At 72.8% G+C, this 20,249-nt stretch carries 10 protein-coding genes; 8 read left to right on the top strand and 2 right to left on the bottom strand.

Annotated features, from left to right (window positions below; all coding sequences use genetic code 11):
• Positions 1 to 113 precede the first annotated feature (113 nt).
• Together ACZ4EG_RS12690 and ACZ4EG_RS12685 are read right to left on the bottom strand one after the other, a co-directional pair.
• Entirely contained in the window at positions 114 to 5,153 is a 5,040-nt protein-coding gene (locus tag ACZ4EG_RS12690; RefSeq protein WP_467790640.1) for a hypothetical protein, read from the bottom strand.
• Complete coding sequence (locus ACZ4EG_RS12685) at positions 5,150 to 6,004, bottom strand: DUF4132 domain-containing protein (protein WP_467790639.1); 855 nt, start codon at positions 6,002 to 6,004, stop codon at positions 5,150 to 5,152. Before ACZ4EG_RS12685 ends, ACZ4EG_RS12690 begins: the two co-directional genes overlap by 4 nt.
• Before the next feature lie 597 nt (positions 6,005 to 6,601).
• Between ACZ4EG_RS12685 and ACZ4EG_RS12680 the strand changes: the two genes are divergently transcribed.
• The 8 genes from ACZ4EG_RS12680 (at position 6,602) to ACZ4EG_RS12645 (ending at position 20,248) form a co-directional block, all read left to right on the top strand.
• Complete coding sequence (locus ACZ4EG_RS12680) at positions 6,602 to 8,461, top strand: phage tail sheath subtilisin-like domain-containing protein (RefSeq protein WP_467790638.1); 1,860 nt, start codon at positions 6,602 to 6,604, stop codon at positions 8,459 to 8,461.
• A 33-nt stretch (positions 8,462 to 8,494) separates the two neighbouring features.
• Positions 8,495 to 9,019 (top strand): phage tail protein, encoded by a 525-nt coding sequence (locus ACZ4EG_RS12675; RefSeq protein ID WP_004003113.1) that lies wholly within the window; start codon positions 8,495 to 8,497, stop codon positions 9,017 to 9,019.
• 32 nt (positions 9,020 to 9,051) lie between these two features.
• Positions 9,052 to 9,780 (top strand): T4 family baseplate hub assembly chaperone, encoded by a 729-nt coding sequence (locus ACZ4EG_RS12670; protein WP_467790637.1) that lies wholly within the window; start codon positions 9,052 to 9,054, stop codon positions 9,778 to 9,780.
• Positions 9,773 to 10,513, top strand: a complete 741-nt coding sequence (locus ACZ4EG_RS12665) for a hypothetical protein (RefSeq protein ID WP_467790636.1) — start codon at positions 9,773 to 9,775, stop codon at positions 10,511 to 10,513. Before ACZ4EG_RS12670 ends, ACZ4EG_RS12665 begins: the two co-directional genes overlap by 8 nt.
• A 61-nt stretch (positions 10,514 to 10,574) precedes the next feature.
• Positions 10,575 to 11,516: a Pvc16 family protein gene (locus ACZ4EG_RS12660; RefSeq protein WP_467790635.1), complete on the top strand. Its 942-nt coding sequence runs from the start codon at positions 10,575 to 10,577 to the stop codon at positions 11,514 to 11,516.
• A 34-nt stretch (positions 11,517 to 11,550) separates the two neighbouring features.
• On the top strand, positions 11,551 to 13,626 hold the full coding sequence (locus ACZ4EG_RS12655; protein WP_467790634.1) for an ATP-binding protein: 2,076 nt from the start codon (positions 11,551 to 11,553) through the stop codon (positions 13,624 to 13,626).
• Entirely contained in the window at positions 13,617 to 13,901 is a 285-nt protein-coding gene (locus tag ACZ4EG_RS12650) for a hypothetical protein (protein WP_467790633.1), read from the top strand. Before ACZ4EG_RS12655 ends, ACZ4EG_RS12650 begins: the two co-directional genes overlap by 10 nt.
• Complete coding sequence (locus tag ACZ4EG_RS12645) at positions 13,898 to 20,248, top strand: eCIS core domain-containing protein (protein WP_467790632.1); 6,351 nt, start codon at positions 13,898 to 13,900, stop codon at positions 20,246 to 20,248. The genes ACZ4EG_RS12650 and ACZ4EG_RS12645 overlap by 4 nt, the downstream gene beginning before the upstream one ends.
• Position 20,249 lies beyond the last annotated feature (1 nt).

Genomic DNA, 20,249 nt, shown 5'->3' with positions numbered 1-20,249 from the left:
CAGCGGGAGAGGCGCGGCCATCGACAGCGGGAGAGGCGCGGCCATCGACAGCGGGAGAGGCGCGGCCGTCGGCTGGTGAAGGAGCGCGGTCGTCGGCGGGTGAAGGGGCGCGGTCACCGGCGGCGTCCCTTCCGGCCGGTCCGGGTGGTGAGTTCCTCGTACGCCGGAGCGTCTCCCGCGCGGACGCGGTCCCAGGCGCGGGCGAACAGCTCGGGCACCGCAAGGAGCGGCACGGCGCGGCCGGTGACCGGGTAGAGGCCCTCCTTCCAGGTCTCCACCGGCACCGCGGGGGCCTTGAGGTCGTACCAGCCGCAGGGCAGGAACAGGGTGCGCCCGGCGCGCGGCCGCTTGGCCTCGACGACCAGGTCGGTCGCGGCCAGTTCGGCGCGGGCCTTCTTCATACGGGCGGGCTTCCAGCCGGTCCAGCGGGCGCAGTTGCGGTCCGTCGGATCGGGGAGCGCCAGCAGCTGGAGATAGAGAGCCGCCGCGTCCTCGCCCAGGCCGTGGGCCGTGGCGACCTCGGCGACGAGAGCGGGCACGCTCGTGCTCGCGTCCTGGGCGTGGCCCGTGGGCCCCTCGGTGTCCGTGCCCGCCGCGAGGGCCCGGGCGAGGTCGTCGCCGAGGACGGTCCGCAGCGCCCGCACACCGCCCCGGCGCGCCGGGGCCACCAGGCCCTCGACGAGCCCGAGGACCGCGTCGTCCGGGCAGGTGAGCCCGGCCGGGCGGACCAGGACCGTCTCGGTGTCGCCGTACCAGGGACGCAGCACGAGTGCCTCGCCGAGCCGGGTGAAACCGTACGCGTCGGCGCCTCCGGTGGCGGGCAGACCGTACGCCTTGCGGAGTTCGACGGCGGTCGGCCCGCCCTTCTCCGTCCACTCGATGTCGAGGTCGACGAGCAGTTCCGGGTCGGCGACGCGGCGGCGCAGGGCGGCCAGGCCGTCCGGCAGGGCGGCGCGCAGCGGATGCCCGTACGGCAGGGTGTAGGCGAGCTCGGCCAGGGCGTCGACGGCACGGGTGAGGTCGTACCGCCCGGGGAGGGCCGCGGGGTCCTCCGCGACCAGGTTGCCGTCCTTGTCGGGGCGTTGGACCGTGGTCCGGCTGAGCCAGGGAGTGCGCCCGGGGTTGAGCAGGGCCTCGGCGGAGCCGACGGACATTGCGGAGAGGCCGGCGGCGACCTCCTCGGACAGCCGGACGAACGAGCCGAGCCGCTCGGTCCACACCCGTCCCGCGGCCGCCGTGTCCGGTCCGGCCGTCCACAGGTCGGCGGGGTCCTCGGGCAGCAGGGCCCCGATCAGTGCCGCCCGGTCCCGCCGGTCCACCGAGCCCAACATGCCGTTGCCGAAGTCCCTCTGCCGCGGCTTGAGTCCCATGGTGGCCAGGCCCTCGGCACCGGGGGCGTGCGGCTGCCCGGCTAGCAGCACGGTGGCCTGGACCGGGCCCAGCCCGCCGCTCGTCGCAGCGGCGAGCGCCTCGGGTGCCTCGGGCCGCCAGGGGGCCGCGCCCTTGTCCCGGAGCAGCCGGGTGACGTCGGCGAGCCGCTCGGCGGTGATCGCCGAGGTGTGCCTGGTCTCGGTCTCCAGCGTGAAGTGGGCGACCGCGCCGAACGCGCCGGACGGGTCGTGGTCCAGGGCCAGCCAGTTGACGCGTTCCCGTTGGCCGTCGATGCTCTGGCAGCCCAGGAGCACGACGGTACGGTCGGCACGGCGCAGCACCTGACCGGCACGCTGCTGCTTGTCGTGCGGTTCGCTGAGCACGATCTCGCGGAGCGTTCCCGCGGGGGTCGCCAGCGGCCCTTCGGCGATCGCCTCGAACAGCAGGAGCAGCGGCTCGCGTTGGTCGTCGGTCAGGGCGGGCGAGGCGGCCCGGTAGGCGAGCGGGCGCAGCGTGCTCAGCACGGACGGCCACACCATCCCGATGCCGGGGACGGTGTGCTCGTCGCTGCGCCAGCCGTCGGTGAGGACGGCGAGTCGCTCTCCGGGCAGCGGCTTGCCGTCGGCGGGCCTGCCGGCGAGCACGTGGTTCACCGCGCGGATCTGCTGGAGCACGCTCCAGCGTTCGCCGCCCCACCAGCCGTTCAGCTCGGCGATGCCCGTGGCGGCGTCGTGCAGCGTCCGGTCCTCGCCGTGCCGGGGTTTGTAGTCGGCGAACATGCCGTGGGTCCGGTTGGCGGGCTGGAGCGGCCGCTGCTGGGGCGGGGTCACGAAGGCGGTGGCGGACTCGGCGATGCGCAGCGCCGAGCGCACCAGGGCGGCGACGCCCATGAGGAGCCGCTGGTCGGTGAGTTCCGGCAGGGCGTCACGCACGGCGCGCAGAGCGACCTCGTCCGCGGTCGGCACGGTCGGCTTGACGTCGGCGGCCTGTCCGGCCGTCCGTCCGTGGAGGTTCTGTCCGGGCACCGCCGCGCCGGGCGCCGCAGCGCCGGAGCCGCCCGCCCGGGCGATCCGCTCCTGCCGTTCGGCCAGGGCCGCGGCGGTGACCCGCAGCACCTCGGCCGCCCGTTCGTCGGTGAGGGCGCGCAGCACCGCCGACCCCCGCTCGTCGCGGGGGCGCAGGGCGTGCCAGAAGGCGACCGGGGGCACGAACCGGGTGCCGGCGGCGAACTCCCCACCCCGCTCGTGCGGCGTCACACGGCCGAGCTCTCCGGTGGAGGAGGTGTCGTCGGCCGCGAACAGGGAGACCCGCATGTTGACGCGCGCGACGACCGGCTCGGCCCCGCCGGGCAGCCGCAGCGCGCCCAGCGGAACACCGTGCGCCCAGCCCCACTCCCCGGACAGCGTGACGGTCCGGCCGTCCGGGGTGCCGGCGACCGTGCGTGCCTCGGCTCCCTTCCCCTCCCTGCGCACCCAGCGGCCGAGGACCGTGCCGTCGGTGCCGAAGGGGCTGTGCTCCAGGCCGGGTTGCAGGGGCAGGACCTCGCAGCCGCCGAGCTGCAGGGACGCGTCCTCGCGGATACCGGCCCGCAGGAAGGCGGGGAGCGAGGCACGTCCGTGCGTGCCCGTGCCGGGGTCGTACTCGAGCCACACCGTCTGCCGGCCCTGTCGGCCCTGGCGCCAGCACGTCGTGCCGTCGCCGATCACGGACCGGGTGGGCGGCAGGACGGTGTCACCGGCGTGCAGGGTCCGGCCGCCGGTGGCGCGGCCGCCGCCGGGCAGCGGGATCGACGGGGTGCCGGTGTCGTTGCCGGACCACCAGGTGGGGATCTGCTCGCCGCCGAGGGTGAACACCTCGGCCGGCCGGGCGGACCAGTAGGCGGACTGCTTGCTGCCCTGCCGCCACATCACCAGCAGTTCGCCGTCGGTGTAGCGGAAGCGGGGGCGCTGCCAGCGGTCCAGGTCCGCGGGGAGACGCAGGTCGTGTTCGAGCAGGATCTTGTCCGGGCCGACGACGACCGCCTTGTGCGGGCGCGCGAGGATCAGCGCGGGCCAGGCCTCGGTGACGGTCAGCGTGTTGTCCTCGCCGTTCCTGGGCTCGGTGTCGAGCAGCCGCAGGGCCTCCTCCAGAGCGGGCCAGCCCAGCTCGTCCAGGATGCCCGCGCGCAGGGTGCGGCCGAGCAGCGGCGCGACCCGGTGCTCCGCGACCGCGGCGACGGCGAGCGGACCGACCTCGGCGGCCACACCGCGGAACGGGCGCAGCCGCTCCAGTGCCGTGCGGGCGCCGGGCAGGCCCACCGAGCCGGCGAACTCCTTGGCCGAGGCCTCCAGCCACTCGCACAGTACGTCGCGGAGCACGGGGTGCTCGGCGGCCTTCAGCAGGTCGGTGGCCGAACGGTGGTCGCCCAGGGTGCCCACCGCCTGGAACAGCAGGGCGCGCAGCCGCGGATCCGCCGCGGTGGCGACCAGGTCGCGCCGCTCGTCCCGGGAGCCGCGCAGCCAGCCGTCGAGGCCCAGGTGGACGTCCACCCCGGCGTCGGGAAGGGTGAGCGGGACGCCCTCCGCCGCGCACAGGTCCAGCAGGTCCAGCTCGGCACCGTCGCGCCAGCGGCCGGTGAAGAGGTCGACCGCCCGGCCGTCGGCCCGCAGCCGGGGCGCCATCCGTGCGACCAGCGCGAGCGTGGCCGGGGAACGCCTGGAGACCGCCCCGCCGTGCTTGCGGTGCAGAGCCCAACGGCTCAGCCAGTCCGCGGCGTCGACCTCGTCCCCGTCCGTCAGCAGCCGCTCGGCCCCGCACTCCGCGAGCAGGGCCAGCCAGAACTCGTCGTCCGCGACCTCGCGGCCCAGCCCGGCCGGCATGATCTCCAGCAGCCGGGCCCGGACGGCCGGCCGGCGTTCCGCGAGGTCCGGCAGGACGGAGCGGTAGGCGGTCCAGAAGGAGGCGGGCGCCCGGACGGCGGCGGGGGAGGCGATCAGGTCGGCGACGAGGCCGCACTCCTCGGTGACCCGGTCCAGACCGGCCGCCTTGATCAGGCCCCGGGCGTCCTGCGGCAGCGAGGCGTACGGCGGCATGCCCGCCGCGCAGCGCTCCACCGTCAGCTGCCGGAACTGCGCCCAAGCGGTCGCGGGGTCGAGGCGGCGGGCGAGGTCCTTCACATACTCCTTGAGCGCCTTGACCGTCAGCGCCCCCGCGAACGCGAACTCCAGGAACACGGCACGCTGCCGCTCCTCGTCCACGGTGAGGGCGTGCACCCGCTCGGCCTCGCGCGCCTTGCCGAAGAAGGCGGCGGCGTACGTGGTGTTCTCGTGCTGGAGGAAGACCCGGGCCGCCTGCTCGTAGAAGGTGGGCAGGAAGTGCGGCACGGTGCGGCCGAGCCGGGTGCCGAGCTCCTCGAAGCCGTCCTTGGCGTTGCCCGGGCGGGACTTGGCCTGCCGGGCGAGCTGCTCGACGTCCTTGACCAGGGCCAGCGCGTGGTGCCCGTTGGCCGGGTCGTTGACCAGCGCCCAGGCGGGAAAGCCAAGGGCCTCCCGGCGCACCTGGCCGACCTCGGGGGTCTTTGGTTCCCGGGCCAGTCCGAGGAACTCCAGGGCCAGGTCCTCGGCCTCGCCGAGGGTGCCGGGCACCAGCCGGACCACACTTCGCTCCGCCAGGGCCGGGTGGGTGTAGGTGCGCACGGTGAGGACGTCCGCGTCCTCCCGGGCGGTGCTGCCCGGCGGCAGGACGGCGCCGGCGTCGAGCAGCGCGGCCACGGTGGTCCCGTCGTATGTCGTCGTGGTCGTCATGCCGCCCGCTCCTCGTCCTCGATGTCCCGCCCCGCGTACAGCGCCGCCGCCATGCGCATGCCCTCCGACCAGGCCACCGGCCCGACCTGACCGAGCTTCAGCGCCCGGCCCGCGCAGTCCGTCCACATGAGGGGACCGGTCTCCGTCTCCTCGTAGCCGTCGTAGTCGCCGATCCACACGCGGGCCTCGGCGCCGCGGCCGTCCTCCAGCACGGAGCAGACGGCGTGTCCCCCGCGCACGCGGTAGCCCAGCTGCGCCGCCCTGCCGTGCAGGAACCGCAGCTCCTTGAACGCCCCGCCCGCGTACTCCTCGACCTGTGTGCCCTCGGCGTCGAGCGCGGCCGGGCGTTGCCACACCTCGCGGAAGAGCTGCTGGGCGCGCTGCTCGACGCCGAGTTCGACGGCGAACTCCCGCAGCTCCTCCAGGTCGTCGAGGAGCACCGGGTGCGGGATGCGGACGAGGTCGGGGGTGATGCGCACGGTGTCGCCGTCGAGGTCGACCAGACCGAGCCCGCGCTCGGGGTCGGCGTCCCTCAGGAACCCGGCGACCTCTCCGTCGGCGCCCGTGACGACGACGTCGCGCAGGGCGGACCGCCAGGCGGGGTCGGGCCAGACCCCGGCGAGGACGGTGAGCGGCACCGGGAGCGAGCGCACCATCCACCGCTCGACATCGGCCAGGCACTGGCGGTCGTGCCGCTCCAGCCACTCGGCGAGCTGCCGCAGCCCGGTCACCGCGGGATCGTCCGCGAGTTTGGCCGGAACGGACTTGAGCCGTCGTCCGGCGGCGTTGCGGCACACCACCTTTCCGCCGTCGAGGGCGACCTCGTAGTCGCCCGCCGGAACCCACCCCATACGTGCCTCCCCGCACCGCAGTGATCAAGTGACGGGAACTGTAGGGGAGGCCACTGACAGCGCCCCGGGCCGGTGGAGATGACGGTCCGTGGAGGTGACCCCGGCGGAATTGGCCACCGTGGATTGTGTACGACTGGAGAAGGCCTGGAGATGGTGTGTGGGACCGCGTGTCACCGTCGGCGCGGTGTCCTCCGGGGTTCCCGGGAGAGCCGGGATCCGACCGCCTTCCTGCGCGGACGGCCTCTGTGCAGAAGCTGTGGAACGGCTGTCGAGGGCGCGCGGGTGTGGCGTGTGAATACCGGGAGTTGACCTTCACGAAACCTTTTCCCGGGGTGGCCGGAAGGTGCCTTGTTCCGTCAACTCCGCGCGCATCAAGGTGGATTGAGCACTTGAGCATCAGGAGTCACAAGCACGTTGCTTGACCCGGACCACCGACCGGCCCGGGTGCTGACGGGGGAAACTGATGCGGTGCGTTCGGTCGCCGTCGCCCTGCGCGCGGGGCCGTTTGCCGCGCCGAATCCGGAACACATTCCTCCACCAACTGTCTCTTGGTGTCTTCGTCCGGTGCCCGAGACAGGGATAGGAGGGGGAAAGCCGATGAGCGCGGTGAGCGCCGCCAAGCCGACGTATCCCGGCGTCTACGTCGAAGAGCTTCCCAGCAGCACCCGCACGATCTCGACCCTGACCACGTCGGTGACGGCCTTTGTGGGCCACACCCGGCGAGGTCCGCTGAACGAGCCGGTACGCGTCACCAGCTTCGCGGAGTTCGAGCGCCGCTTCGGCGGACTGAGCGCCCGCAGCGCCGTCGGCTACGCGGTGCACCAGTTCTTCGGCAACGGCGGCTCCGTCGCCGTCATCGTCCGGGTCACCAAGGCCGGCAGCGGCAAGGCCGCCTGCGTCACCCTGGAGTCCACCGAGGGCCACAGCGAGAGCAGGGTCCTGGAGGTGCACGCCAAGGAACCCGGTGTCTGGGGCAACGGGCTGCGCGTCGCCGTCGACCACGACACACCGTGCCCCGACGACACGTTCAACCTGCGGGTGTACGACGCCAGGGGCGACGCCCGGGAGAGCTTCACCGGCCTGTCCATGGACCCGTCCAACGGCCGCTACGCGCCGACCGTGATCAACGCCGGCTCCCGGCTGATCCGCGTCGAGGTCGTCGGCGAGGGCCGCCCCGACCCGTCCGGCACGGTCTCCAAGCCGTTCGGGCACGAACTGCCCGACCTCACCGTCGACCTGACCGTCAAGATCGGTGACGTGGAGCGCGAGTTCACGCTCTACGACCCCGACTGCGACGGCGAAGCCCCGTGCACCGTGGCCGAGTTGGCCCTGCTCCTGGAGCGCAAGCTGCGCGCGCTGCCGGACGCCCCGGGCAAGCACGCCTTCGCCGGTGCCGAGGTCACCGCCTTCGGCCGGCGCATCCAGGTCGTCGCGGGCTCCACCGACCCCGAGGACGTCGTCCGCTTCCTCGGCGAGTGCGCCAACGACCTCGGCCTGGAGGCGTCCGTCAACCCGCCCGTCTTCCCGCTGGAGGGCGGCGAGGACGGCGAGGCACCCGGACCGCGCGACCTCATCGGCTCCGAGGCCGACAAGACCGGCATCCAGGCGCTGCGCGGGGTCGCCGACGTCAACCTCCTCGTCCTGCCGGAGCTGGCGGCGTACGAGAAGACCGAGGACGCGATCACGGTCGTGTCCGCCGCCCAGCGGCTGTGCCAGGAGCGGCGGATCTTCCTGCTCGTCGACGCCCCCGGCACCTGGGTCAGCGTGGACACGGCACGCGCCGGAATCGCCGCCTTCGACGCCGTACGCGGCAACCACGCCGGCCTGTACTTCCCGCACCTCCAGCTCACCGACCCGCTCACCGGGCGGCTGCGCTCCTTCCCGCCCTCGGGAGCCGTCGCGGGCGTCATCGCGCGCACCGACTCCGAGCGCGGCGTGTGGAAGGCACCGGCCGGCACCGAGGCCCGGCTGGCCGGCGTCCACTCGCTCACGGTCAACCTGACCGACCGCGAGACCGGACTGCTCAACCCGCTCGGCGTCAACTGCCTGCGCACCTTCCCGCTGACCGGCCCGCTGGTGTGGGGCGCCCGCACCCTGGAGGGGTCCGACGCGCTCGACAGCGAGTGGAAGTACGTCCCCGTGCGCCGTCTCGCGCTGCACGTCGAGGAGAGCCTGCAACGAGGCCTGCAGTGGGTGGTGTTCGAGCCCAACGACGAGAACCTGTGGCAGCAGATCCGGCTCAGCGCCTCCTCGTTCCTGCACACGCTGTTCCGGCAGGGCGCCTTCAAGGGCGGCACCCCGCGCGAGGCCTACTTCGTCAAGTGCGACAGCGACACGACGACCGACGAGGACATCGCCAACGGCGTCGTCAACGTCCTCGTCGGCATCGCACCGGTCCGCCCGGCGGAGTTCGTGATCGTCAAAATCCAGCAGACCTCCGCGCAGTTCGAGCTGTAGGCCCCGGGAATCTTGGAGAACTGAAGGAATCCGATGGCAGAGTTCACCGTCAACGCCCATCGTTTCGACCCCTACAAGAACTTCAAGTTCCTGGTCCTGTGGGACGGTCGTACGGTCGCCGGCATCAGCAAGATCAGTCCGCTGAAGCGGACCACCGAGGTCGTCAAGCACCGCCATGGCGGCGACCCGTCCTCCCCGCGCAAGTCGCCGGGACGCTCCGAGTTCGAGGGCATCACCCTGGAGCGCGGCGTCACCCACGACCCCGAATTCGACCGCTGGGCCAACAAGGTGTGGCAGGTCGGCGCCGGACTCGGCTCCGAGGTGTCCCTCGCCGACTTCCGCAAGGACATCGTCATCCAGGTCCTCAACGAGGCGGGCCAGGTCGCCGTCTCGCACAAGCTGTACCGGACCTGGCCCAGCGAGTACCAGGTGCTCGGCGAACTGGACGCCAACGCCAACGCGGTGGCCATCCAGTCGCTGAAGCTGGAGTGCGAGGGCTGGGAGCGGGACTACGAGGTGCCCGAGCCCGAGGAGCCCTCCTTCCTCAACCCGGCGTGAGGCGGCGGTAGTCGAGGAAATCGGGGGGAGACATGGCGATCACCGGGGCGGCCGGGCTGCTGGCCACCTGGGAGGCGGGACTCGCCGAGGCGCCCGCCGGGCGCGCAGTGCTGCTGCACGGCACGGCGCGTCCGGACCTCGACCCCGCCACACTGCCGACGGTGCCGGTGGGCGAGCGCGAGTCCGACCTGTTCGCACTGCGCCGGGCGCTGTTCGGCGAGCGCATGCAGGTGCGGATGGAGTGCCACGCGTGCGGTGCGGACATGGAGTTCGACCTGGACGCCGGGGAGTTCGCCAAGTCGCCGGGCGGGGTGGGGGAGTCGGTAGTCCGGCTGTCGGAGGACGGCTGGGACCTCGCGTTCCGGCTCCCCGGCCCCGCCGACCTGACGGCGGCGGCCCGGGCCGCCGACCCGCGCGCCGCGCTGCTCGCCCGCTGTCTGGTCTCTGCGGTCCGCGACGGGAGCGCCGTGACCGCCGACGCCCTTCCGGCGCCGGTACAGCGGCGGATCGCCGATGCCGTCGAGGCGGCCGACCCGGGCGCCGACGTGACGCTCAACGTCGGCTGCCCCGAGTGCGGCGCGGCCACCCGGGCCGAACTCGACATCGCCTCCTACCTGTGGACCGAACTGGACGCCTGGGCACGGGACGTGCTCCTCGACGTCCACCTGCTCGCCACCGCCTACGGCTGGAGCGAGCCGGAGATCCTGGCGCTCAGCCCGCTGCGGCGCCGCTACTACCTGGAGCTGTGTGCGGATGTCTGACTCCTCCTCGGGGGCGCCGCCGGCGGAGCCCGACTTCCTCGACCGGCTGATCGCCCGGCACGCCGCCCCACGACCGGACACGGTCCGGGTACGACCCCGGCTGCCCGGCCCGTTCGAGCGGGTGGAGGCGGTACGGTCCCGGACCGCGGACCCCGACGCCACAGACCCGGTGACCCGGCCGTCCGCCCTGCCGACCGCCGTACCGGACCGGGACGCGCCGCGCCCGGCCGCCGCCGAGGTCCGGCGGCACACGGAACGGGAGCGGACCGTCGTACACACAGAGCGCGCCCCCACCGAGCCCCAGGCGCGCCCCGCTTCGCCCCTCGCGGCAGAGACGCCGCTGCTGCGTCCCGCCGCGCCCCTGGCGCCGGGACCGCTGTCGGCACCCCGGACCGGGCCGCGCACCTCCGGGCGAGGCCGCCCGGAACCGGGCGTGGACCGGACCGCGGCGTCCGCGCCCATCCCCCCGGGCACGGACGCCGCTCCCCCCACCGTTGTGTCCGCGGCACCACGCCCCACCGCCGCGGACACGGCGGCGGCCCGTGACGCCGTCCGGCTGGCCGCCGCCCGACGGCCGGCGCGGACACCCGAGCAGGTGGTGCAGGTACAGATCGGGCGCCTGGAGGTGACGGCCGGCCGGCCGGGCACCGGGGCACGGCAGCCGGCGCGGCGCGCCGAGCGGCCGGGGGCCGCCGTGAGCCTCGCGGACTACTTGTCCCGGGGGCGCGAGTGAGCCGCACCGGCAGTGACAGCGGCAGGACCGGCAACACGAGAGGAACCGAGGAACTGACGTCATGAGCAACGCACTCGCCATCGCCCATGTCAGCCAGGCCCTCGCCCTGCTGATCGAGTCCCATCTGCGGCCGGAGATCGACATGGGCGTCAAGGTGGAGCCGCGCAAGCCGCCCGCCGAACCACCGACGGACCCCACCATCTCCGTGTTCCTGTACCAGGTCACGCCCAACACCTCGCAGCGCAACAACGACATGCCCACGCGCGCGTCCGACGGCACGCTGATGCGCCGGGCCAGTGCCGCGCTCGACCTGCAGTACGTGATCAGCGCGTACGGCGACGAGACCGAGCTGGTCGGGCAGCGGCTCATCGGCTCCGTGGTGCGCACCCTGCACGAGACGCCGATCCTGCCCCAGGACATCATCGAACTCGCCGGTGAGCGGCCCTACTTGACGGGAAGCAATCTCGCGGAGGCGGCGCAGCGGGTGCGGTTCACGCCGATGGTGATGGACGTCGACGAGACGTCGAAGCTGTGGGGGATGCTCTACCAGACCCCCTACGCGCTGTCGGTGGTCTACCAGGCCTCGCTCGTCTTCATCGACGGCCGCGAGACGCCCGTCCCGGCGAAGCGGGTGGAACGGTCCGAGGTCCGGGTGCTGCCGTTCGGTGCGCCGGGCGCGCCGGTCCCTCCGGGGCCCGGGCCGCGTGCCGACGAGCCGTCCGGCGGTTCGGACGGTTCGGGCGACGCGGATGGGCCGGATGCCGGGGCGACCGACGCGGGGAAGGCCGCGAAGGTGCCGGCGAAGGCCGTGGCCAGGACCGCGGCCAAGGCGCCGGCGCGTCCGCGCAAGGCGGCGGTGCCGCCGGTCAAGGCCGCTACGAAGCAGGCGAAGACCGCGAAGACCGCGAAGACGGTCCGGACGGCCAAGAGCGCGCCGCCCGCCGAGCCCATGGACCCGGGCTCCGCAGCGGGCACGGGCGGCGACGAGGGCACGGAGAACTGAGGCGACGTTGGGGTCGACGGGGGCAGGTGAGCACATGGGGACATACGAGGCGAGCACCGCGGAGACGGGCGACGGCAGCGCGGCGCTGAGCGCCGAGATCCGCCGCGTCCTGGCATGCGTCGACACCCACGCGGCACGCGCCACCACCGCACCGGACGCGGTGGCCGGCGTGGGTGCCGGTTCCGTGGCCGAAGCGAGCGGCGGATCCGACGCGGACGCAGCGGACGGCGCATCCGGTGCCCGCGCCGGTGTCCGGCGCCGTGCCGGTGGTGTGCGCGGGAACGCCGTCGTGCCCGCCGTCCCGGCCCCCGCCCTGCTTGACGCCCTCGTCACCTGTTTCGGGCTCACCCCTTTCGAGCGTGACCTCGTGCTGCTCACCGCCGCCTACGAGTTGGAGCCCACGGCCGGTGCCCGGTGCGCCGCGGCCGCCGGGGACCCGGGGCGGGCCCACCCCACCTTCTCGCTCGCCCTGGCCGCGCTGGACGGTCCGCACTGGAGCGCGCTCACGCCCGTGGCACCGCTCAGGCGCTGGCGGATCGTCGAGCTGGAGGACGAGACACGGCTGACCACCTCCCGGCTACGGCTGGACGAGCGCATCCTGCACTTCCTGCTGGGCTCGCCCCACCTGGACGCCCGGCTGCACGGGCAGGTGCGCCGCACCCCGGTGCCGGACGCGCTGCCACCGTCGTACGACCTCGCCGCGAGCCGGCTCGCCGAGGGCTGGACCGAGGGCGGCCGCGCTCCGGGCGCGCCCCTGCTCGTCGAAATCACCGGCGGCGACCTGCGCAGCCGCGCCGACCTGGCCGCCGCGGCGGCCGCCCGGTCGGGGCTCGGGCTGTACGCGATGAACGCCGAGGACATCCCGACCGATCCCGCCGAGCGCGACCGGCTGGCCCGGCTGTGGCAGCGGGAGGCGATCCTGTTGCCCGCCGTGCTCCTCGTGGAGGTGGGTGAGCTGGACCGCGATCAGCGGGCGGCGGTCGAGGCGTTCCTGGCCGGTGCCGCCGTACCGGTCGTCGTGTCGAGCGAGGACCCGCTGCGCACCGAGCGCCCGCACGGCGTCCGCGTGGCCGTGCCCCGGCTCGACGACGACGAGCAACTCGCCCTGTGGGCCGATGCGTTCGAGGAGGTCGCCGACCTGGAGGAGAGCGAACTGCGGTCACTGGTGGCGCAGTTCCAGTTGCCGCCGCACGTCGTCGGTTCCGTGGCGGCCACCGTGCGCCGCCGGCTGCCGTACGAGGACGAACTCGACGCCGCCGCTCTCGCCTGGCGCTCCGGTCTCGACGAGGCCCGGATCGGCATGGACGAGCTGGGCCGCCGGATCGAGCCGCAGGCCGGCTGGGGCGATCTGGTGCTGCACGAGCGGCAGACGGCCGTACTGCGGGAGATCGTCGCGCACGTGCGGCAACGCGCCACCGTCCACCAGGAATGGGGCTTCGCCGCGACCCTGCGCCGCGGCCTCGGCGTCACCGCCCTGTTCGCGGGCGGCTCCGGCACCGGCAAGACGCTCGCCGCCGAGGTCATGGCGCGCGAGCTGGGCCTCGACCTGTTCGTCGTCGACCTCTCCCAGGTCGTCAGCAAGTACATCGGCGAGACCGAGAAGAACCTCCGGCGGGTCTTCGACGCCGCCGAACGCGGCGGCGCGCTGCTCCTGTTCGACGAGGCGGACGCCCTCTTCGGCAAGCGCAGCGAGGTCAAGGACAGCCACGACCGGTACGCCAACCTCGAAGTCAGCTATCTGCTCATGCGCATGGAGGCCTACCGGGGCCTCGCCATCCTCACCACCAACATGAAGCAGGCCCTGGACACCGCCTTCCTGCGGCGCATCCGCTTCGTCGTCGACTTCCCCTTCCCGGCCGAGCACGAACGCGCGGAGATCTGGCGCCGCGTGCTGCCACCGCAGGCCCCGGTCAAGGACATCGACCATGCCCTCCTCGCCCGGCTCGCCGTGGCCGGCGGCTCCATCCGCAACATCGCCCTGTCCGGTGCGTTCCTGGCGGCCGAGGAGGGCGACCGGCTGCAGATGCGGCACATGCTCGCGGCCGCCCGCACCGAATACCTCAAGCTGGAGCGCTCGCTGACGCCCTCGGAGGTGCGCGGATGGGTGTGAACAGGCAGCCCTCGGCGATCCGCGTGGAGATCGGCGAACTCGTCCTCGACGGCTTCCGGGTGGATCCGGACCGGGTCTCGGCCGCGTTCGAGGGCGAGTTGGCCCGGCTGGTCCGGGAGCAGGGCGTCCCCCTGGCGGCGAACGGCACCGTGAGCGTCGACGCGCTGACCGGTCTTCCCCCGCTGCCCGCCGGGCTGTCCGCACGACGGCTCGGCCAGGAACTGGCGCGCGCGGTGCACCAGGGACTCAGCGGCCACGGGGAGGTGACCCCGTGACCTCACAGGCGCAGCAGGCCGGTTCGGAGCAGGCCGCCGAACAGCGCCGCCGCAAGCGCAAGGAGCGAGCCGCCAAGTCCCGCGCCCCGGAGCCGAAGAACATCGTCAGCGGCGCGGGCCAGCCGCTCGACCCCGGCGTCCGCCGCGAGCTGGAGGAACAGCTCGGGCACGACCTCGGCCGCGTACGGCTGCACACCGGCCGCGACGCCGCACAGCTGACGGAACTGCTCGGGGCGGACGCGGTCGCCGTCGGCCAGGACATCCTCTTCCGCGAGGGCGCGTTCAAGCCGGGCACGGACGAGGGCCGCCGACTGCTCGCCCATGAGTTGCTGCACACCGTGCAGAATCCGCACGGGCTGGGGGCGTTGCGGGCGGGGCGGGAGCCGGGCGCGGTGAGCATGCCGCAGCAGGCGATCGAGCGGGAGGCGGAGTCGGCGGCGCAGGATCTCGTACGACCCGAGTCCGCGCCGGCCGCCGATTCCGCACCGCAGGTGGAGCAGGGGCAGGCGACCCCCGGCTGGCTGCGCTACGCGACCGTCCACGCGGACCGTACGCGCGCCGAGCGCGTCGACCCGGAAACGCTGGTGGACCGCCTGGCCAACGACGTCCTGCGGTCCCTGCGCGGCGACCCCGAGGACGCTTCCGGGCGGGTACGCCAGCACCTGGGGCGGATGTCTCCCGATCTGCAGGACCTGGTCCTCGACCGACTGGAGATCCGGCTGCCCACACCGGATCACGACCGGCTTCTCGACCTGGTCGACGAGGTCGAGGAGGGCCCGCTCCCCGTGGAGGCGGGCACGGCTCCGCACGCCTTGCCGGACGCGGCCGAGGAGCTGGAGCAGGACCGCGAGAGCGCCGAGTCCGCTTGGCAGGCGCGGCTGGAGAACGCCGAGCAGCTGGAGGACGAGCGGATAGCGGAGGCTCAGCGGCGCAAGGCCGAGGACCCCGGGGCCTTCGAGCAGGCGAGGAAGGACGGGAGCGCCGGGGCCTCCCCGGCGGCCGGCCCTGATGCCGGGACGGTCCCGGAGCCGTCCGCGTCCCTTGCCGCGTCCGCAGCGTCTGCCTCTTCCTCGACGGACTCCCAGGAGGCCAAGCCCCTTCAGGTGGCGGACGGTTCGGCCGATGCTGCGCAACAGGACGGGGGCGGCGATGCCCGGGGACGGTCCGCCGCGCCCGGGAAGGACGCCGGTGCGGGGTCGCGGGAGTCGCAGACCCCGGCGGCGCCCGCCCGCGCCGCCGCCAAGGATTCACCGGCTCGTCCGGTCGGTGCGGTACGGCCGGAACCGGTGGACAGGAGCGCGGCCGAACGGGACGACACCCGTGCCCCGGCCCAGGAGGAGGCGGCGCCCGGCATCGACCAGGACCCCGACGACGAGCCGCTGGGTCTGGACGAGAGCGGTGCGGCAGAGGCCCTCGCCGAGTTGGAGAACCTCCTCGACGAGTCCGAGGACGAGGCCGACGCGGAGCCGGAGCGCAGTCCCCGACCCGAGGAGGACACCGCGCCGCTCTCGGGCGACACCAGCACGGTCAACGCGGCGGCCCTGGGCGGGACTTCGGCCCCCGACGCGGAGAACGGCGCGCGCAGCCGTCCGCCCGAACCCCGTGTGACCGCGGATGAGGCCGAGGAACTCGCCTCCGCCCTGGAGGAGGACGGCCCGCAGGAGGACACCGCCGACGACGCACCCGAGGCCGCGGACGAGCCTGCCGACCAGCAGGTCGGCCCCGACCCGGAGAGCGAGACGGCCGACCGTCCGGAACCCGTCGCGCGCCCGGACGCGGACGACGAGGGCGCCGACCGGGCCGACCGGGCGGAGGACCGCGACCTGGCGGCCGAGACGCGCCGTGCCAACGAGCGGGCGGGCGGGGGCGGTTCCGACGGCGGCGCCGAGGGTACGACGGGCGCACCGGGGAAGCTGGCCCGTGCGGACGAGGACGCCCGCGGCCAGGAGACGGGCAGCCCCTCCGGAAGCGGCGGCACCACGAGCAGCGGTTCCACGGCTCCCGCACCGAAGAAGGCTCCGGAGGCGGAGGCGAGTTCACCGGCTCCGGCCGTCGCGAGCTCGCCCGGCCCGGCGGCCGGTGGCGACACCGGCGTCGGTGACCAGGCCGTCGAGGTGGAGTCGGCGACACCGAGGACCGAGGCCCCGCCGCGGCACGAGCCCGCACGCCAGGACGATGACACGCCCGTCGTCGCCAAGGCGGCGGCCCCCAGGGGGAGGAGCGGCGGGAGCCGTGCTCCGGGCGGAGGCGGCGGCGGTCGCGCGGGAGGCGCCGCCGCCAAGCCCAAGAAGCAGGCCGCTGCTGCCGATGTCGGCAACGCCACCCCCGAGGCCGGTCTCGCCGTGGCCGAGAGCCTCCAGCCGCACCTGGCGCTCACCGCCCTCAAGGGCGTCGACACGGCCGTCGGCCGTTCGGTGGACAAGGAGCGCGGCTCCCTGAAGGACGCCCCGCCCAGCATGGCGCGGCCCGTCGGCTCGCCCACGACCGTGCACGGCGGACCGAAGCCCGGCGAGCCGGGCGCCTACACCTCGGAGCAGGTCCGCGAGACGGAGGCGGCGCAGGGCAATACCCCTCAGATCCAGGGAGAGAAGACCCCCGAAGGCGAGTTGCCCGGCGCGAACATGAAGGAGCCGGGCTGGTGGGACATCACCATCGCGATCGGCGGCGCGCTCGCACGGAAGCTGCTGTCCCATCTGCTCCCGCTCCACAAGCTCACCGACTCGATCAACGATCTGCCCACCACCGACAAGGGACTTCAGGGCGCCAAGGTCGGTGACGCGCCCAAGCTGCCGCTGAAGGACGATTCGGACCCGGAGCGCACGGACAAGCAGAGCCGGCTGCTCGACGACAAGAGCGCCGAACTGCACGAGTCCGGCCGTGACGACGCGGCCCGCCCGATGGGCGAGGACCAGATCTACCCGGACGTGCCCAAGGAGACCCTCACCGCGAAACTCGGCGGCGGCAAGCCGCAGCCCGGCGCCGACGGCGGGCCGCCCGGCAGTCCCGGCGCCGGCCTGCCCCCCGAGGCGGTCTCGGCCGTCGCCGAGCATGAGCAGGGCCCCCAGATCAAGCAGGCCTTCGGGCAGGCGCGGCAGAAGATGACCACCGCGCGCAAGGAGAAGGACGACAAGGCCCGGCAGGACCGCAGCCAGTACGAGCGGGACGTACGGCGTGAGGTGGACGCCAACGCCAAGGAGCAGGCGGACGCCCGCGGCCAGGGCCGTTCCGACATCGCCGGCTCCCGGGACAGCTGGCGCAAGGAGCAGGACGACAAGCTCAGCGAGGTCGACGGCAAGAAGAGCAAGAAGTTCACCAAGGTCCGCAAGGACATCAAGGACAAGCAGGACAAGACCGATCAGGACGTCGATCGGCGGACCAAGGACGACCAGAAGAAGATCGACGACCAGCGCACGGGGTCCGAGAAGGACGTTCAGCAAAAGCGGGACGACGGGAAGAAGGACTCTGGGAACTGGTTCGAGAAGGGCCTGAACTGGATCAAGGACCAGTTCAAGAAGCTCAAGCAGGCCATCAAGGACGTCTTCGAGAAGGCCCGCAACTACGTCAAGGGCGTCATCGACGACTTCAAGAAGCAGGTCTTCAAGTTCATCGACGACGCCCGCAAGTGGGTCATCGACCAGATCAACGCCTTCGCGGACGAGCTGATCCGGCTCGGTGACGAATTGCTCAAGGACTATCCGGCCCTGCAGGCAAAGTGGCGTCGGACCATCAACGGACTGCGCGACGCCGCCGTCCGGAAGGTCAACGAGGCCGCGGACAAGCTCAAGAAGATCGCCGGCACCCTGATCGACGCGTTCGGCGGCATGCTGCTGGCCGGCCTCGACCTCATGGAGCAGGGACTGCTGGCCGCCGTGAACCTCGCGGAGACGGTCACGGTCAAGGCCATGGAGCTGGGCTCGGCGATCCTGAACAGCCTGGGTGAATGGGCGGCCATCGCGACGGACATCCTGTCCGACCCGGGTGGCTGGCTGGGCAAGGCCAAGGACGCCGCGGTCGTCGGCGCCAAGGAGCACCTGTTCACGGAGATCAAGGCCGCCGTCCGGGAGTGGTTCAACCAGAAGATCCAGCAGCTCATCGGCATCCCGATGGAGATGTTCAACCGGCTGATCAGCGGAGGCGTCTCCAAGGAGGAGATGGCCAAGATGGCCTGGGACGAGGTCGTCCCCCAACTCCCCATGATCATCGGCGAGCTGATCGTGACCAAGGTGGTCGCGAAGCTGATCCCTGGCGCCGGCTGGGTGATGGCGGTCATCGACGCGCTCAAGACGGCGTACGAGGCGCTGAGTTCCGTGCTGCGGGCGTTCGGCCTGTTCATGAACTTCCTGAAGTCCGTCAAGAGCGGCCAGGGCGCGCTGCCGTTCGCCAAGGCGGTGGCCTCCGGTGTCGTGGCCCTGCTGGAACTGATCTACCAGTGGCTGGTCGCCGGCATCGGCAAGTACCTCGGCAGGGTGGCCCGCACGCTCAGGGAGCGCGCCGGGAAGCTGTTCGGCAAGGGCCGACCCGGGGGTGGCGGGAAGTCGGGGTCCGGTGACGAGCATGCCCCGAAGAAGGACGCCCAGCAGCCCCGGAAGGACGACCCCGCTGCGCAGACGGCCGCTCCCAAGCCGAACCGTCCCGACCCCGCGCCCACACCCGGCCGCAAGCCCGAACCGCCGTCCTCGAAGACCAAGGAGAAGCGGGACGACGAGGACCGCCGCAGGGACGGCCGCTATGTCAACTCCGCCAACCGGGGCGTGAAGGACGCGGCCCACGACGCGAAGTCCCCGTCCCGACCGTCACCCTCCCGCCCCGGAGACCGAGGCCCCGAACGCCCCTCCACTCGCCGCCGACCCGGCGACAAGACCCCGGACAAGTCCCGGCCTGGAACCAAGCACCCGGACGGAAAGCACCCCGACACCGGCCGGCCGGGCGACAAGCACCGCCCCGACCTCCGCAAACCGGACCGCGACCCCAAGCGCGACCGCACGGGCAAGGACCGAGACCACAAGGACCACACGAAGACCCCGAACCGCCGCCGCCCGCTCCAGCGTGTCCGCAACGCCGTCAGCAAGGCCCTCGCCAAGGTCCGCCGCGCCTCCCGCGCCCTGCTCGGCAAGGCCCGCGACCTGCGCAACAGGCTCCGCAACCTGGCGAAGCGGCTGCGGGAGAAGTGGCAGCGGATGAAGGACCGGTTGCTCGGGAGGCAGAAGCACGAGCGGGACCGGCGGAACCGGGACAAGCAGCAGGACCAGACACGCGGCTACGAAATGCCCAAGGTCCGGTTCCACGACCAGCAGGGTGAACTGCACACCCTGCTGTACCGAGGCCGTGGGCGTGGCGCCGACCTGATGGTGCGCAGCAATCCGGCTGCGATCCGCTCCTATCTGGCGGCCTGGGCGAAGGACATCAAACCGATCCAGGACACGCCGCGAGGCCGAACCCAAGAGGCGATCCGGATCCAGGCGGAAGGCGCTTTGCTGCATGTGACCGAGATACAGAAGCTGCTCCCTCCGACCGTGACGCGCGCTGAGTACCAGCGGGTCATGTCCGTGCGCAACCGGCTGCACACCCAGATGGAGCGGCTTGCGTACCTCCTGGAACAGCGCGAGTTCCCCGACGACAAGCCGCCGTTGCTGGAGACCATCATGCCGAAGTTCCAGGATGGGATCCGGGGTCGTGGCTTCGAGGTCACAGGCATCAACAAGAACATCAAGCGAGGCGAGATCTCCACCCAGGCTCGTCCAGGCAACCCTCTCGGCTGGGACACGCTGCCGAGCACCGACAACACCTGGGTGCGAATGCACCTCCTCACCGAACGGCTCGAGGGCCCCGCCAAGGGGTCCAACCTGGTGCCGGCGCCCGGTTCGGAAGTGAACACCAAGTTTGCGTTCCGGCTGGAACTTCCGGCTCACCGCGCCGTCGCGGTCGACAAGAACGAGGACATGATCTGGTACAAGGTCGACGTCGCGTTCCATTCGGATGACCGGGCCAACCCGGACTACCCCTACCCGAAGTTCATCGGAATGAGGTGGGGTGGCTACGAGGTCAAGAACAGGACGTGGGTCAGAAAACCGACCAAGATGTCCTACGAGCGCGACAACATCGAGAAGCCGGGCCGCTATGCGAAATTCAACATCAACGGCCGGAGTCCGGCGCGGATCGTGCGAAAGTTTGGTGTGACTCCGGTGTTCGCGAAGGCAGTCGTTCTGCAGGCGCCCTATCGCGACTTCGTGGAGCTCAAACTGAGTATGACGAAATACAAGAGGTCCCTACCCGCGGGTCAGCTGACCAGTTTCAAAGACGACCTGCAAAAACTGGAAAACCGCCAGAACGAACTTCGCTACAACTGAC

This window comes from Streptomyces sp. NPDC025638, from assembly GCF_055558775.1.
This window is presented reverse-complemented; position numbering and strand designations above follow the sequence as displayed.

Coding starts and splice junctions, on each gene's coding strand:
- ACZ4EG_RS12655 (WP_467790634.1), top strand. CDS start 11,551: ATGGGGACATACGAGGCGAGCACCGCGGAGACGGGCGACGGCAGCGCG.
- ACZ4EG_RS12690 (WP_467790640.1), bottom strand. CDS start 5,153: ATGACGACCACGACGACATACGACGGGACCACCGTGGCCGCGCTGCTC.
- ACZ4EG_RS12660 (WP_467790635.1), top strand. CDS start 10,575: ATGAGCAACGCACTCGCCATCGCCCATGTCAGCCAGGCCCTCGCCCTG.
- ACZ4EG_RS12685 (WP_467790639.1), bottom strand. CDS start 6,004: ATGGGGTGGGTTCCGGCGGGCGACTACGAGGTCGCCCTCGACGGCGGA.
- ACZ4EG_RS12680 (WP_467790638.1), top strand. CDS start 6,602: ATGAGCGCGGTGAGCGCCGCCAAGCCGACGTATCCCGGCGTCTACGTC.
- ACZ4EG_RS12665 (WP_467790636.1), top strand. CDS start 9,773: ATGTCTGACTCCTCCTCGGGGGCGCCGCCGGCGGAGCCCGACTTCCTC.
- ACZ4EG_RS12670 (WP_467790637.1), top strand. CDS start 9,052: ATGGCGATCACCGGGGCGGCCGGGCTGCTGGCCACCTGGGAGGCGGGA.
- ACZ4EG_RS12675 (WP_004003113.1), top strand. CDS start 8,495: ATGGCAGAGTTCACCGTCAACGCCCATCGTTTCGACCCCTACAAGAAC.
- ACZ4EG_RS12650 (WP_467790633.1), top strand. CDS start 13,617: ATGGGTGTGAACAGGCAGCCCTCGGCGATCCGCGTGGAGATCGGCGAA.